Consider the following 14547-nt stretch of genomic DNA (forward strand, 5'->3'; position numbering starts at 1 on the left):
CGTGGAGGGGCGGGTCCCGGGTGGTCACCGCGATCGGACGGGACGTGCGCGCATCCGTCCGCGCCGCCCGTGCCGAAGCAGACGGGTGACGGGAACGACGGACACAGACACGACGGAGGGAACCGGGATGCGTCCCACCCACGCGAAGGACCGCCCTGCTGCCGCGCCGCCGCGGCCGGTCGCGGTGGCGGCGCCCCTGGCGTCGCTTCCGCGCAGGCCGGTGGCCGACGACGGCGCGGGGCACGGCGTGACGGAGGGGTCGCCCGCGCAGCACGGGCCGCTTCCCGTCGGGGCCGCCGAGGTGCGCCGGACCGACGCCGACGTGCCCGGCGCCGTCGGCCGGCTGCTCGACCATGTGCTGGCGGACCGCCTGCGCCGCGCGCGGCTGGCGGACCAGCTGTTCGCCGAGGAGCTGGCCGAACGGGTGACGCGCTTCACCCTGGAGGGTGGAAAGCGCAGGCGCGCGCAGCTGGTGTGGTGGGCGTCGCGGGCCTGCGCGGGCCGGGATCCGGCGTCCGCGGCGGCGGCCCTGCGGATCGGGGGCGCCCTGGAGCTGCTCCAGACCTGCGCGCTCGTCCACGACGACGTGATGGACCGGGCGGCGCTGCGGCGCGGCCGGCCCGCGCTGCACACGGACGTGGCCGACCGGTACACCGGCCGGGTGGGGCCCGAGCGGGCCGAGCGGTTCGGGCAGTCGGCGGCGGTCCTCGCCGGGGACCTGGCGCTGGCCTGGGCCGACGACCTGGTGGCGGAGACACCGCTGGCCCCCTGGACGTCGGTGGTGGTGCGGCGGCTGTGGAGCGACATGCGCACGGAGATGGTGGCGGGCCAGTACCTGGACGTACAGGGCCAGGTCACCGGGGCGCGGTCCCTGCCCCGCGCGCTGCGCGCCGCCTGCCTGAAGAGCGCCCTGTACTCGGTGGAACGGCCCCTCGCGCTGGGGGCCGCCGTGGCGGGCGCGGACGACGTGACGCTGCACCGGTTGTGCGACGCGGGCCGGTGCGTCGGCATGGCGTTCCAGCTGCGCGACGACCTGGACGACGTCTTCGGCGACGCGCGGGAGACCGGCAAGGCGTGCGGCGGCGACATCCGGGAGGGCAAGCCGACCTATCTGGTGACGGTCGCGCGGGCGCGGGCCGAGGCCGCCGACGACGGCGCCGCGCTCGCCGTGCTCGAGCGGTGGCTCGGCGCCGCGGAGCTCACCGAGCGCGGCCTGGACGAGGTGCGGGACGTACTGATCGCGACCGGGGCGCGCGCCACGGTGGAGACCAAGATCGACCGGCTGGTCGCGCAGGGCCTGCGGCACTTCGACGGCGCCCGGCTCGACCCGGAGGGCGCCGGTCCGCTGCGCGGTCTGCTGCTCGCCGCGGCCGGGACGGCGCCGGCCGGGGACGCAGCCGTCCGGCTGCGTCCCGTGCACGGACCGCACGACGCCCGGTCCCGCGGCACCGAGGGGGCCGGCCGATGACCCGTACCCTGCCCGGCCGCACGGACCACGTGGTGGTCGTCGGCGCCGGACTCGCCGGGCTGTCGGCGGCGCTGCACCTGCTGGGCGCCGGACGCCGGGTCACCGTCGTCGAACGCGAGGAGCTGCCCGGCGGCCGGGCCGGACGCCTCGACCTGGCCGGCTACCGGATCGACACCGGGCCGACCGTGCTGACCATGCCCGACCTGGCCGACGAGGCGTTCGCCGCCGTCGGTGACAGCCTGTACGAACGGGTCGAGCTGATCCCCCTGCACCCGGCCTACCGGGCCTGCTTCGCGGACGGCAGCAGCCTCGACGTGCACACCGGCGCGGACGCGATGGCCGCGGAGGTGGAGCGGTTCGCCGGGGCGGCCGAGGCGGCGGGCTACCGGCGGCTGCGCGACTGGCTCGAGCGGCTGTACCGGGCTCAGATGCGCCGGTTCATCGACGCCAACTTCGACTCACCGCTCGGTCTGCTCACCCCCGATCTCGCCCGGCTGGCCGCCCTCGGCGGCTTCGGCCGCCTGGACGCCCGGATCGGCCGTTTCCTGGGCGACGAGCGGCTGCGCCGGGTGTTCTCCTTCCAGGCCCTGTACGCCGGTGTGCCCCCGGCGCGGGCGCTGGCCGCCTACGCGGTCATCGCCTACATGGACACCGTCGCCGGCGTGTACTTCCCCCGGGGCGGCATGCACGCCCTGCCGCGGGCGATGGCGCAGGCGGCCGCCGACGCGGGCGCCGAGCTGCGGTTCGGGCAGCGGGTGACCCGTCTGGAGCGGTCGGGCGACCGCGTCACGGCCGTCGTCACCGACGCCGGCCGCGTCCCGTGCGACGCGGTCGTCCTCACGCCGGACCTGCCCGTCAGCTACCGGCTGCTCGGCCGCCGGCCGCGCAGACCGCTCGGGCTGCGGCACTCCCCCTCCGCGGTCGTGCTGCACGCCGGCACGGACCGCACCTGGCCCCGGCTCGCCCACCACACGATCTCGTTCGGCGCGGCGTGGCACACCACGTTCGACGAACTCACCCGCGACGGGCGGCTGATGAGCGACCCGTCGCTGCTCGTCACCCGCCCCACCGCCACCGATCCCGGCCTCGCGCCGCCGGGCCGCCACCTGCACTACATCCTCGCCCCCTGCCCCAACACCGACATCGGCCCGGACGCGGCGGCCTGGTCCGACCTCGGCCCGCGCTACCGGGACACGCTGCTGCGGGAGCTGGAACGGCGCGGACTGGACGGTATCGGCGCCGCCATCGAGGAGGAGTGCCTGATCACCCCGGCCGACTGGCACGCCGAGGGGCACGCCGCCGGAACCCCCTTCTCGGCCGCCCACACCTTCGCGCAGACCGGGCCGTTCCGGCCGCGCAACCTGGTGCGCGGCACGGAGAACGCGGTCCTGGCCGGCTGCGGCACCACGCCCGGCGTCGGCGTGCCGACCGTGCTGCTGTCGGGGAAGCTGGCCGCGGCCCGTGTCACGGGCCCGCCCCGGCGCGGAAGCACCCGCCCGCGCCCCTCCGCCGCCGTTCGCCTCGCGCGGACCGGCGCCCCGGCCCCCGCCGGATCCCCGGTCCCGTCCGTGTCCCGGGCCGTCGGACGGGAGCCGACGGCCGTCCCGCGAGCGGACGGCCAGGCACCCCGCACCCGGCTCGCCGCCGCGCCGGAACCCCCGGCCTCCGCGCCGGAACCGCCTGCCTCCGCGTCGGACTCCCCGGTCCGCGGCGGGCGGCCCGAAGCCCCGGAGAACCCCCCGGCCGGCCCCACGGCCCGCGCGACCGAAGGCAGGACAGGATGACCGACCGAGAACTGGACGCGGCGGGGATCACCGATCCGGAGCTGCGTGCGGCCTACCGCCACTGCCGCGCCCTCAACGCCCGGCACGGCCGGACCTACTTCCTCGCCACGCGGCTGCTGCCCGTCGAGCGGCGGCCCGCCGTGCACGCCCTGTACGGCTTCGCCCGCTGGGCCGACGACATCGTGGACTCCGTCGACCCCGGCGCCGGGACGGAGTTGCGGGTGCGGGCGCTGACCCGGCTCGAGGAGGAGATGGAGGAGGGGCTGCGGCGGAACGCCGGCGGTGAGCCGGTGGTGCGGGCGCTCGCCGACACCGCCCGCCGGTACGCCATCGACCACGACCACTTCCGGGACTTCATGGCCGCGATGCGTTCCGACCTGGTCGTGACGGACTACCCCAGCTACGCCGACCTGCGCGGGTACATGCACGGCTCGGCCGCGGTGATCGGGCTGGAGATGCTGCCGGTACTGGGCACGGTGGTGCCGCGGGAGGAGGCCGCGCCGTACGCCGCGGCGCTCGGCGTCGCCTTCCAGCTGAGCAACTTCCTGCGGGACGTCGGCGAGGACCTGGACCGCGGGCGCGTCTACCTGCCCGCCGACCTGCTCGCCGGTCACGGCGTGGACCGGGAACTGCTGGTCTGGAGCCGCGCGACGGGCCGCCCGGACGGCCGGATCACCGCCGCGCTCAGGGAGTTCGAGGCGTTGACCCGCGGCGTGTACCGGGCGGCGATGCCCGGTGTCGACCTGCTCGAACCGGTGGCGCGGCCCTGCATCCGCACCGCGGCCGTCCTGTACGGCGGCATCCTGGACGCCGTCGCCCGCGACGGCTACTCCGTGCTGCACCGGCGGTCGGTGGTGCCGCGACGGCGCAGAGCGGTGGTCGCCGCCGACGGGCTGGTCCGGGTCGCGGCGGCCCGGCTGCGCGCGCGGAGCGGCCCCGGATCCGGGCCGCCCGACCGCGCCCGCACCCTGCCCGCGACCGCGACCGCGACCCCGCGGGCGTCGGCGTCGGACGTCCGCTCCGCCGAGGAGGTCGCGTGAACCGCCGTCGCCTGCCGCTGTCGCTGCGCCGCCACGCCGTGCCCTGGGAGAGGCAGCGGCCCACCTGGCGCGAGGCGCGGCCCGGAGTGATCGCCGGGGCGCTGAAGCGGGCGCAGGCCCGCCCCTCCGGGAACTGGTACGTCGTCGGCGCCTCCCACGCCCTGCGCGGGGACGGCAAGCTGGCGCGGACCGTGGCGGGGCAGGAGGTCGTGGTGTGGCGCGGACCCGGCGGGCGCCTCGTCGGCGGACCGGGGATCTGCCCGCACCTGGGGGCACCGCTGCGGGACAGTCCGGTGCGCTGCGGCACGCTGGTGTGCCACTGGCACGGACTGGCCCTGGACGGCGCCCCGTACGCGGGCTGGTCGCCGCTGCCGGTGCACGACGACGGGGTGCTGGTGTGGGTGCGGCTGGACGCGGTCGGCGGGGAGGAGCCGTCGGACACGCCGGTCGTACCGCGGCGGCCCGAGCCCGCGCGCGCCCTGACCGCCGTCTACACCGGGGTGGGCGTCTGCGAGCCCGAGGACGTGGTGGCCAACCGGCTCGATCCGTGGCACGGGGCGTGGTTCCACCCGTACTCCTTCGTCGACCTGACGGTGGTGGACACGCCCGACGGCCCGGCCGGCGCGGAGGACGACGGTCCGGACGCCCTGACCGTCGACGTGTCCTTCAAGGTGGCGGGCCGCCTGGTCGTGCCGGTCCGCGCCGTCTTCACCGCGCCCGAACCCCGCACGGTCGTCATGCACATCACCGACGGCGAGGGCGCGGGCTCCGTCGTGGAGACCCACGCCACACCGCTCGGCACGGACGGGGCCGGCCGGCCGCGCACCGCCGTCGTCGAGGCGGTGGTCGCCGCCTCGCACCGTCCGGGCTTCGCCGCCGTCCGCCGGGCCGCACCGCTGCTGCGTCCCCTGGTGCGCGCCGCGGCCGGACGGCTGTGGCGGGACGACCTGGCCTATGCCGAGCGGCGCTGGCACCTGCGGTCCACCGGCCGTTTTCCGGGCTGAGCGGGGACGGGACGGCGCCGTCGGACGGCGTGAGGAGGGAGGACATGAGGAGGACGGAGAAGAGGAGGGCGGACATGCGTGATTCCCGTTCGGCGCGACGGACACCACGGCGGTGGCCCCATGACGTCGAGGCCGTCACTCCCGTGCCCCCGCGCCCCCTGCGGCACGTGCTGTTCCGCCAGTACTGGCGTGATCTGGTGTTCCTGCACTGGGAGGCCGATCCTTTCGAGGTCGCCCGCCTGCTGCCGCCCGGAACCGTGCCGGATCTGCACCACGGGCGCGCCTACGCCGGGCTGGTCTTCTTCCGCATGCAGGACCTGGCCGTGGGCGCCGGCCCCCCGCTGCCCTGGCTCGGCACGTTCGACGAGGTCAACGTGCGCCTGTACAGCAGGGACGCGCTGGGCCGGCGCGGCGTGGTCTTCCGCTCGCTGGACTGCGACCGACTGCTGCCCGTGCTGGCCGCGCGGGCGGGCTTCGGGCTGCCGTACCGCTGGTCGCGCATCACCTCGCAACGGGACGGGGGACGCCTGCTGTACCGCACCCGCGGCCGCCTGCGGGGCGGTCCGGACGGCCATGTGCGGACGGAGACCGGGGACGAGGCGGTCGCGCCCGGGCCGCTGGACGAGTTCCTGACCTGCCGCTGGGGGCTGCACGAACGCGGCTGGACGCGGACGTACTACCTGCCGAACGTCCACCCGAGGTGGACGTTCCGGCGGTGTGATCTGCTCGACTGGGACGCGGCGGAACTGCTGGCCGCGGCGGGAGTGCGGCCCTTGCGCGCGGAACCGGACAGCGTGCTGTACGCCCCGGGTGTCCCGGTGCGGTTCGGCCCGCCGGTGCCGCTGCCGCGCGAAGCGCCCCCGTGGCGTCCGCCGGCGGCGACCTGACCCACGGGGACGGCGCGCGGCGGGCCCGGGGAGCGTCAGGCGTTGCGGCGGGCGATCGAGGCGTTCAGGGCGGTGGCGAACGCGCACCACGCCGCGTACGGGACCAGGACCCGGGCCGCGGTCCTGTCGGTACGTCCCGTGCGACGCAGCAGGTCGGCGTTGCTCAGGTCCAGCAGCACGGTGCCGGCCAGCCCCGCCGCCGGGCTGCGCCGCGCGAAGAACAGCCAGTTCCAGCCGGCGTTCAGCGACAGGTTCACCGCGAGGCTCGTGGCGAGCGCGGTCCGTTCCCGGCGTGTCGTCGTCGTGCCGAGGGCGTGTCCGGCCGCCCAGGCGATCGACGCGTACAGCGGCGTCCACACCACGCCGAACGCCCACGGCGGCGGCTGCCAGGGCGGCTTGCGCAGCTCGGCGTACCAGGCGCTGTCCGGATCCACGGCCCTGGCACCGGTCACGGCGGTGGCCGTCACCGCCGCCGCGGCCAGGCCGTAGCGCCGCCATCCCCGGGAGGGTCGTCCCATGCCGCCGCGTTCGCTGATCAGCCTCATACTCACCGGCTTCCCGCTCCACCGACGTCCCTCACCTCCGTAAGCCGCCGAACCGTGGCGGGCAGGCCGCCGCGCGGGGCGGGAGCAGCGCGGGGCAGGAGCCGCGCGCCGCTGGCGAGGGCGCCCGGCACGGAACCCGTGCCGCAGTGGTTCCCGCAGCCATGGCAGCCGGGCCCGGTGCGGCAGGTCCGGGTCAGCGGCCAGGGCGGCGGCGTGGCGGGCAGCGCGTCCTCGACGGTGCGCGCGACCAGCGGGTCCCAGGCGCCGGCGCCGGTGCCGTACGCGGGCCGCGCGCCGCCAGGCCGGCTCCCCCGCACGTCCTCCCGGCTGCTCCCCGAGCTGCTTCCCCGCCGTCCGCCGCCGCGGATGCGCCGGCACCCTGACGGGGACTGCCGGCTGCCTGCCGCGTCCGGCACCGGCCGAAGGCGCGAAACCGTCCGTGAGTCCCCCCGGAACCGGAAACGAGCCCCCTGCGGACCTCGGTCGTGCCCGGACCGCTTCAGGCCGGCCCGCGCGCGCTCCTGACCGGCCGTCGGCTCACCCGGCGGCGCACAGCGCGCGCAGCGCCTCCACCGCCTGCGCCAGTCCGGCGGGCCTGACCACGCCCGCGGGCCGGGGCCGGCTCCAGCCGGGGCCGCCCAGCAGCACCGCCGGACCGCGGCGCGTCCCCTTCATGCCCCAGCGCAGCCCGGCGACGTGCCGGGCCAGGGCCGGGGCCGCCCGGGCGCTCTCCTGGGCCCACAGCACGACCGCGGCCGGGCCGAGCCGGCGCACCGCCGCGTCCAACGCCTCGACGGGCACGGCGGCTCCCAGCATGCGCACCGGCAGACCCTCCCGGCCGAGGGCCGCGTGCAGCGCCTCCAGGGCCAGGGTGTGCCGTTCGCCGGGGACGCAGGCGAGCAGGGCGCAGCCGGCCGCCGGGGAGGCCACGGGCGTGGCGGGCGGCGTGCTGCGGCGGAGCACGGTGGAGACGTGCCAGGCGAGCAGGTGCTCCACCTCCACGTACTGGTCCCCGGAGGAGGCCCAGCGGCGTCCCACGGCGTGCAGCGTGGGAACCATGATCTCCTGCCAGGCGACCACGACGCCGTGGCGCTCGACTGCGGCGGCGAGCTGCTCCTCGAGCGCGGGGGCGTCCAGTCGTACGGCGGCGCGGGCCAGGCCGCGGCACTCCTGGCGCACGTCACCGAGGGGCAGCGCGCCCGCGGCCCGCGACCGCCGCGCGGGCGGGGGGAGCGGCGGAGCGGCGGCGGCCTCGGCTGCCGGGGGCGGAGCGGCGACGGCGGTACGGGCGGCGTGGGCCGCGTCGGCCGGCGGGACGCCGGTCGCCGTCAGCCGGCACATCTCCTCGACCGTGGCCACGTCCGCCACCGTCCAGCGACGGTGCCCGCCCTCGGTGCGCGCGGTCGGTCCGATGCCGTAGCGCCGGTCCCATGAGCGCAGGGTCGTCGGTGACACCCCGAGGCGGCGGGCCAGCACTCCCGTGGTCAGGCCCGCGCCGCCCGGCGCGGCGGGCGGCCCGGACGGGCGCCGCGCGGTGGAGTCGACGGTGGTCACGCGTTCTCCTCTTCCCTGTCCACGGCGGCGAGCAGGAGCAGGGTCCGCACGCTCAGCCTGCCCTCGAACGGATGCCAGGTGGCGGCGTCGTGACGCAGGCCGTGACGCACACGCTGCCCGGCGCCCTCCCTGGTCAGGAAACCCCCGCCGACCAGATCGGCGATGATCCGCCGTACGGTGCGCTCGCTGGTGCGACAGTCCGCGGCGAGCTGGGGGACGGTCCTCGCCGGACCGCGGGCCAGGGCGAGGACCAGGCGGGCGTGCGGCGTGAGGAAGCCCACCGGTGCCGGCGCCGGACGGTCCATGGGAAACCGCCTTTCCTCGTTCAGCGCGCTCGCGCCGTCGCCTGGGCGTCCAGGGTCCGGCCCAGGCGCAGCAGGCCGCGCCGGGCATGGCTCTTGACCGTCCCCAGCGGCCAGCCGGTGACGTGGGCTATCTGCGTCTGCGTCAGGTCTCCGTAGAAGGCCAGGCACAGCACGCGCCGCTGCGCCTCGGGAAGGCGGCGCAGTTCCCGGGTGACGTCCACGCGGTTCAGCACCGCGTCCTGCGCGTGCGACGGGTCCGGCGCGCGGGCCGGCTCGCGGGCCGCGGCCGCGGCGGCGTCCGTGCGCCGGGTGCGGGCGGACAGCGCGTCGGCGATCTTGCGCCGGGCGATGCCCACGAGCCAGGCGGGCAGCGGCCCACGGCCCGGACGGTAGCCGTGGCGGCCGCGCCAGGCGGCGAGGAACACCGTCTGGGTCACGTCCTCGGCCTCCGCGCCGTCGCCCAGCGACTGCCGCGCCAGTGACAGGACGAGGGGGGACCAGCGGTGGTAGACCGCCTCCAGGGCGCCCTCGTCCCCGGCCGCGAAGCGCAGGGCCTGATCGTCCTCCGGGGCAGGAACGGGCACGGGCGGGGCTTCGGTCACGGCGAGTGCGGTCATGTGGGCTGCTCCTTGTGCGGGACGGCTCCCTGGCTCGGCGCCACGGTCCGCCCGACGCCCCCGCGCCGGCAACTCGCATCGAGTCTGCATCGATTCGACCCCGGGGGCTGAGCCCGCCCCGCGCCCACCCGGACGGCCGCGCCCCGAGGCCGTCCCGCGCGCCGCGTGACCGGCCGCGCCCCCGACGAGGGGACCCGCACGACCTCGTTCGGGGAGCTTCGCACCCGTGACAAGGAAGCGGGCACTCACGGGGGCATCCAGACGTCCACCGTCACGACCCACAGGCACGGGCACGGGCACGGGCACCGGCACCGGCACCGGCACCGGCACCGGCACCGGCACCCAACGGTCCGGCCACCCCGCGGTCCTGTCCGCCAGGAGCCGGAGTCAGCCGGTCACGAACGTCATCACGCTCCGGGCGGGAAGCGTGACCGTGAAGGAGCCGTTCGACACGCCGGCCGTGCCCTGGGACGCGACGTTCCTGCTCGCGTCGGTCAGCCAGGAGGAGACACGGGACGCGGTGCTGTTCGACAGGGTGAACTGCTGGCTCACCGCGGCGGACCCCTTGTTGACGGCGACGACGACCGTGGAGCCGCCTCCCTGGTAGGCCGAGACGTAGACGTTCGACGCCGGCTGCGCCGTCGCCTCGACCCGCACGTACCCGGGCCGGACGAACCTGGCGAAGTGCGCCATGATGGCGCCGCGCTTGCTGATCTGGCCGTCCTCCCGCATGGGACCGTAGCTGCGCCGGATGTACCACCAGATGTACGCCTGGAACTCGGCGTCCACCATGGCACGGTGGAGGTGCTCCCCCACGTCGAGCGCCTGAGGCCAAAGATCCGCCGAATCAGTGCTGTTGGGGTAGTAGACCTCCGTCATCCAGAGTTCCTTGCCCGCGCCCTTCTGCTTGAAGAGGGGGTAGGCGAAGTTCGCGAACGGTGTGCCGTAGAGATGGGCCCCGATCACGTCCACGTTGGAGAGCGCCGTCGGGTCGTCGAGGATCGGGTCGGACATGCTCCTGAGGTACTGGAAGGACTCCGGCGCGATGACTCTGGTGCCGATCGAGCCGGCGTTCTCCCGCAGGAAACGGACCATCTCGGCGGGGGTCCACCACGTCCAGTCGTACGCGTAATCGGGTTCGTTCTGCACCGATATGCCGAACAGATTCACTCCGTTGTCCCGCAGGTACGTGGTGAAGTCGTTCAGGTGCTGCGCGTAGGCGCCGTACATGTCGTACCTGAGACGTCGCGCGTCGGTCTGGCTCCCGCGGACGAAGGTCTCGACCATGGAGGCGGGCGGGTTCCACGGAGACGCGATGACGGTCGCCCCGAGCTCGGCCGCGCGCTTCGCCGTCGCGAGATCGCGGCTCCAGCCCGAACGGTCCTCGCCCACGGGGATCCTCAGCAGAGAGAACCCCAGCCGTCCGTCGCCGGTGCCGAACGCCGTGTCCCGCTGTGCCGCCGTCAGGTCGCCGGCCCAGGCCGCGTGGCTCGTGCCGCCGAAGCCCCGGATCGTCTGCCGGGTTGCCGACGCGTCGATGACCGCCGTGGCTGCGGCGGTCACGGCCACGGCGCCCGAGGCCGTCGCGACCGACGACGCGGCCGTGAGCACGGGCAGGGTCCCCATCGCGGCCAGGACCGTCCTGCGGCTCGGTGAGCTCCGCTCACCGCTTTCGGGCTCGCGCTGACTCTGCGTCATGTCCCCTCCTCTTGGCTGCCGGTCCGGCTCCGGACCTTTGCGGACTCGCCTGACCGTGCCGGGACGGACCTCATGGGAGCGCTCCCACGGGCAGGAATGACTATGGCTCGCCGTTTTCGACGGGAGGTGCTGCTGGATGTCGCGCCGGCCTTCGCTCAGCGGCTCGGCAGCCACAACCACCGTTCGAGATTCTGAACAGTGTCCAAGTGGCGGACTTCTCGCAAGCTAACGATGCCACTCGACATGGTCAAGCCCTTCGACGGCGGCGGCCGACGCAACAGCCGGCCACAGAAGTCACTCGCGGCAACCGGCACTCGCGCTCCACGGTTCAGCTCGGCAACCGCACCGCGGGGTAACCGGTGGGGGGCGGTTCACGGGCGAGCCGGCCCGGCGGGTGGTGCGGGGGTGGTGGAGAGGACGTGGTCGACGGCGGCGTCGAGGGTCTCGGTCTCGGCGATGAGGACGGATTCGCGGGTGGGCAGGGCGCGTTGGACCGAGAGTCCGTTGAGGACGGTGAGGAGGAACCTGACGTTGCGGGTGTGGTCTCCCGGGGGCAGTGCGCCTTCCTCGGCGAGCACGGTCAGCCAGTGTTCGACCCGGCGCTCCGCCTCCCGCTCATGGCCGAGATATGCGGCGCGTACCGATTCGGTCGGCTCGGGTTCGATGAACGCCCGATACATCGTGCCCCATGCGGTTCGCGCGTCTTCGTTGGTGCCGAGCGGTGCGAGGACCTGCCGCAGGCAGTTCAGCAGCCGTTCGCGGGGCGGCAGTGTCCGGTCCCGGATCGGGTCGCCGGGCAGCAGGTGTTCGTAGATCCGCGCGAGCAGGCTGTCCTGCAGGGCGCGCTGGGTGGGGAAGTGGAACCTCAGCGAGCCGGTGCTCACTCCCGCCCGCGCGGCGACCGCTCGCACGCTCAGCTTCGCCGTCATGTCCTCGGCGATCATCTCCGCAGCGGCCTGGAGAATCTTCTCGCGTGTGTCCATGCCCCGCTCTCCTTCGCTTCTCCCCAGCCCCCTCACTGTACTGGCACGCCGTACTAGCACGCCGTACTAGTACGGCGTGCTAGCGTCTCCTCTAACACGCTGTACTAGTGAGGGTGCGGCCGAGGGGCGAAAGAGGGTCGGAGCATGGCGTGGAAGCAGTGGGCGGCATCAAGGCGCCTCAAGCCGGGAGACGGCAGGGAACTGCAGCGGTTCCGCTGGTGGCAGCTCCCCCTGCGCTCCCTGTTCTGGCTACGGCTTCCCTGTGCCGACGGGCACGCCCGGCTGCATGCCGTCGACGTGAGGCACTGGGCGCGGTTGGACAACAGCAAGATCCGGGCGCATCTGTTCCTGGACGGCAGGCATGTGGCCGAGTCGACATTGCCCGCGGTCTTCCCTGTCGACGGGGGTGTCATCGAGGTGGCGATGAGTGCCTACGGCGTCAGGCGCTGCCATTACCGCCCCTTGGGCGGGCAGCCGTGTCAGCTCGCGCCCGACCCGGCCTCGGCGGAGGGGCGGCGGGCGCGCTTCGGCGCCCGCCATCCGGGGCTGAGCCGGGCGATCGGCATCGGGTCGGTGCTGCTGCTTGTCATCGGTGTGAGCCTGAACCTGTTCCAGCTCGCTGCACCCCTCTCTCACATTCCTCCCGTCACTCAGCGGGTCGGAACGTTCGAAGCACCGATACACCTGCCGCTCTGGCTGAACCTCACCCTGGGGGCCGGGGCCGTCCTGGCGAGCATGGAGCGCGCGCTTCGCCTGCGCTACTCCGCTCTGCTCGACACGGCCGGCCACTGACCCCGCGAAGCCAGGAATACACGGCCACGCCGGCCCTCTTCGGCCGGCTTCCGGCACGGCCTGCACGGCCGGCACGGCCTGCACGGCCGGCACGGCCGGCCGCGTGGAATGACACGAGCACGGCGAAAGGAAGATCATTATGATCCGGTTGATGCCAAGGCCCGCCGCCCGGTACGGGGCGGCGTTCGCCGCAGCCTTCATGGTGCTGACGGGGTGTTCGTCCAGCGCCTCCGGGCCGCGCAGCACGTCCGCAGCGGGCGCGTCGGCCTCCGCCCCCTCCCCCGACCCACTCACCTGGAGCACGTGCGGGAAGGACCTTGAATGCGCCACGATCAAGGTGCCGCAGGAATATACCGAGCCTGATGGCGCGCAGATCCCGCTCGCGCTCATGCGGCATCGGGCCACTGATCCCGACCATCGCATCGGCAGCCTGATCTTCAACCCGGGCGGGCCCGGAGTCTCCGCCACCGAAACACTGCGCAACCTGCCCAAGACAGCCGGCACTCCCGGCGCCTTCTCACCCGCGGTACTCGCCAGATTCGACGTCATCGCGATGGACCCGCGCGGCGTCGGCGGATCGCGGGCCGTTCGCTGCCTGACCGACAAGCAGCGAGCCGACGCCGCCGGCACCGCCTTCGACCCGGCCGTCCCGGGGGGCAAACCCCTGCCGCAACTGCTGGCCGATGCCGCCGCGTTCACCGACGGCTGCGCCAAACACCAGAGCAAGAAGTTCCTGGCCAGCCTGTCCACCGACAACGTGGCCCGTGACATCGACCAGGTTCGCTCCGCGCTCGACGAGGACAAGATCACGTATTACGGCCTGTCCTACGGCACCGTGGTCGGCCCGATGTACGCCACCCTGTTCCCTCACCGCGTCCGCCAGATGGTGCTCGACGCGCCCGTCGACACCAACCTGTGGTTCGGCAACTCCCTCACCTTCCTCGACGACGTCGCCGTGGCCAGCGAACGGACGCTCAACGCCTGGTTCAAGACCTGCCGCACCGAAGGAACCGCGGTGTGCCCGTTCGGCACGGGCAACCCGCAGGCGGCGTTCGACACACTGATCGACACGCTGGAAGCGAAGCCGCTGAAGATCGCACCCGCCAAGGGCGCCACCCCGGGCGGCGAACTCGACGGCGCCATGACCCTTGAGACCACCCGAGCCCTGGCCGGCGACCAGAACGTCTGGCCGTTGCTGACCTCGGCGCTGCTGGCCGCACAAGACGGCAACGGCGCACCCCTGTACTCCCTGTGGCGCGCCGTCACGGTATCGCCCTTCCCCGTCCCCACCGCGATGTTCGAAGCCCACACCGCGATACGCTGCGCCGACTGGAGGACCCCGACCGGCATCGCCGCACACAAAGCCGCAGCCACCAAAGCTGTACGCGAGGCCAAGCGGATCGGGACCCGGGCCGCCTACGCCGCCCTCAACTGCGCTCGGTGGCCCGCGCCGAACAAGGACCGCGTCACCAAGCCGCTCACAGGCGCCGGTGCGCCGCCGGCACTGGTGGTCGCAGGCCGACTGGACCCCGTCACCCCCCACCACTGGGCCGAGGACATGACCCGAACCCTGCACTCCGCGGTCCTGCTCACGCGTGAAGGAGTCGGACACGGCTCCTACGGCATCAACTCGTGTGTCAACAGCGCAGTCGACGCCGCCCTCATCCACGGCACCCACCCGGCCGACGGCGCCGTGTGCAAGACAGACAAACCCGCCACCACCCGCCCCCTCGTCCTCACGAACCGTTGAGCCACAGCTGGTCTTCACCCGCACGTGCACACGCACACGCACGGCATGACCGTCGAGCGAGCAGAAGGGCACGCTCGCAAGGGTTTTCCGGCGGGCTGATCTTCCGGCGGTAGCTCGGAG

13 protein-coding genes are annotated in these 14547 nt (G+C 74.6%); 7 read left to right on the plus strand and 6 right to left on the minus strand.

Annotated elements, in window-relative coordinates:
* Positions 1-127: 127 nt before the first annotated feature.
* The 5 genes from ABZX30_RS14250 to ABZX30_RS14270 all read left to right on the plus strand — a co-directional run bounded on the left by ABZX30_RS14250 (position 128) and on the right by ABZX30_RS14270 (position 6183).
* Positions 128-1468 (plus strand): polyprenyl synthetase family protein, encoded by a 1341-nt coding sequence (locus tag ABZX30_RS14250; RefSeq protein WP_355933069.1) that lies wholly within the window; start codon positions 128-130, stop codon positions 1466-1468.
* A complete protein-coding gene (locus ABZX30_RS14255) occupies positions 1465-3252 on the plus strand; it encodes a phytoene desaturase (protein ID WP_355933072.1) in 1788 nt (595 codons plus the stop codon). Before ABZX30_RS14250 ends, ABZX30_RS14255 begins: the two co-directional genes overlap by 4 nt.
* Positions 3249-4292, plus strand: a complete 1044-nt coding sequence (locus tag ABZX30_RS14260) for a phytoene/squalene synthase family protein (RefSeq protein WP_355933074.1) — start codon at positions 3249-3251, stop codon at positions 4290-4292. The genes ABZX30_RS14255 and ABZX30_RS14260 overlap by 4 nt, the downstream gene beginning before the upstream one ends.
* A complete protein-coding gene (locus ABZX30_RS14265; RefSeq protein ID WP_355933077.1) occupies positions 4289-5296 on the plus strand; it encodes a DUF5914 domain-containing protein in 1008 nt (335 codons plus the stop codon). The genes ABZX30_RS14260 and ABZX30_RS14265 overlap by 4 nt, the downstream gene beginning before the upstream one ends.
* Positions 5297-5370: 74 nt before the next feature.
* Positions 5371-6183: a DUF2071 domain-containing protein gene (locus tag ABZX30_RS14270; protein ID WP_355933080.1), complete on the plus strand. Its 813-nt coding sequence runs from the start codon at positions 5371-5373 to the stop codon at positions 6181-6183.
* Between the two features lie 35 nt (positions 6184-6218).
* Here ABZX30_RS14270 and ABZX30_RS14275 read toward each other — a convergent pair whose 3' ends face one another.
* From ABZX30_RS14275 to ABZX30_RS14300, 6 genes are all read right to left on the minus strand, one after another.
* The gene (locus ABZX30_RS14275) at positions 6219-6728 is read right to left on the minus strand and encodes a TspO/MBR family protein (protein ID WP_355933229.1); all 510 of its coding nucleotides are present in this window, start codon (positions 6726-6728) and stop codon (positions 6219-6221) included.
* 537 nt (positions 6729-7265) lie between these two features.
* Entirely contained in the window at positions 7266-8216 is a 951-nt protein-coding gene (locus ABZX30_RS14280) for a MerR family transcriptional regulator (protein WP_355933232.1), read from the minus strand.
* 62 nt (positions 8217-8278) lie between these two features.
* On the minus strand, positions 8279-8587 hold the full coding sequence (locus ABZX30_RS14285) for an ArsR family transcriptional regulator (RefSeq protein ID WP_355933081.1): 309 nt from the start codon (positions 8585-8587) through the stop codon (positions 8279-8281).
* 20 nt (positions 8588-8607) lie between these two features.
* Positions 8608-9204, minus strand: coding sequence for a sigma-70 family RNA polymerase sigma factor (locus ABZX30_RS14290; protein ID WP_355933083.1), 597 nt, complete (start codon positions 9202-9204; stop codon positions 8608-8610).
* A gap of 387 nt (positions 9205-9591) precedes the next feature.
* A complete protein-coding gene (locus tag ABZX30_RS14295; protein WP_355933085.1) occupies positions 9592-10902 on the minus strand; it encodes a glycoside hydrolase family 30 beta sandwich domain-containing protein in 1311 nt (436 codons plus the stop codon).
* A gap of 371 nt (positions 10903-11273) precedes the next feature.
* Positions 11274-11885 (minus strand): helix-turn-helix domain-containing protein, encoded by a 612-nt coding sequence (locus tag ABZX30_RS14300; protein ID WP_355933088.1) that lies wholly within the window; start codon positions 11883-11885, stop codon positions 11274-11276.
* 144 nt (positions 11886-12029) lie between these two features.
* Here ABZX30_RS14300 and ABZX30_RS14305 point away from each other — a divergent pair, with 144 nt between their 5' ends.
* Complete coding sequence (locus tag ABZX30_RS14305) at positions 12030-12677, plus strand: hypothetical protein (protein WP_355933091.1); 648 nt, start codon at positions 12030-12032, stop codon at positions 12675-12677.
* A gap of 151 nt (positions 12678-12828) precedes the next feature.
* The gene (locus tag ABZX30_RS14310) at positions 12829-14427 is read left to right on the plus strand and encodes an alpha/beta hydrolase (RefSeq protein WP_355933093.1); all 1599 of its coding nucleotides are present in this window, start codon (positions 12829-12831) and stop codon (positions 14425-14427) included.
* Positions 14428-14547: the final 120 nt, after the last annotated feature.

This window comes from Streptomyces sp. NPDC004542 (assembly GCF_040610035.1).
GTDB lineage: Bacteria > Actinomycetota > Actinomycetes > Streptomycetales > Streptomycetaceae > Streptomyces.

Coding starts and splice junctions, on each gene's coding strand:
- ABZX30_RS14290 (WP_355933083.1), bottom strand. CDS start 9,204: ATGACCGCACTCGCCGTGACCGAAGCCCCGCCCGTGCCCGTTCCTGCC.
- ABZX30_RS14275 (WP_355933229.1), bottom strand. CDS start 6,728: ATGAGGCTGATCAGCGAACGCGGCGGCATGGGACGACCCTCCCGGGGA.
- ABZX30_RS14260 (WP_355933074.1), top strand. CDS start 3,249: ATGACCGACCGAGAACTGGACGCGGCGGGGATCACCGATCCGGAGCTG.
- ABZX30_RS14295 (WP_355933085.1), bottom strand. CDS start 10,902: ATGACGCAGAGTCAGCGCGAGCCCGAAAGCGGTGAGCGGAGCTCACCG.
- ABZX30_RS14310 (WP_355933093.1), top strand. CDS start 12,829: ATGCCAAGGCCCGCCGCCCGGTACGGGGCGGCGTTCGCCGCAGCCTTC.
- ABZX30_RS14270 (WP_355933080.1), top strand. CDS start 5,371: ATGCGTGATTCCCGTTCGGCGCGACGGACACCACGGCGGTGGCCCCAT.
- ABZX30_RS14305 (WP_355933091.1), top strand. CDS start 12,030: ATGGCGTGGAAGCAGTGGGCGGCATCAAGGCGCCTCAAGCCGGGAGAC.
- ABZX30_RS14285 (WP_355933081.1), bottom strand. CDS start 8,587: ATGGACCGTCCGGCGCCGGCACCGGTGGGCTTCCTCACGCCGCACGCC.
- ABZX30_RS14255 (WP_355933072.1), top strand. CDS start 1,465: ATGACCCGTACCCTGCCCGGCCGCACGGACCACGTGGTGGTCGTCGGC.
- ABZX30_RS14250 (WP_355933069.1), top strand. CDS start 128: ATGCGTCCCACCCACGCGAAGGACCGCCCTGCTGCCGCGCCGCCGCGG.
- ABZX30_RS14300 (WP_355933088.1), bottom strand. CDS start 11,885: ATGGACACACGCGAGAAGATTCTCCAGGCCGCTGCGGAGATGATCGCC.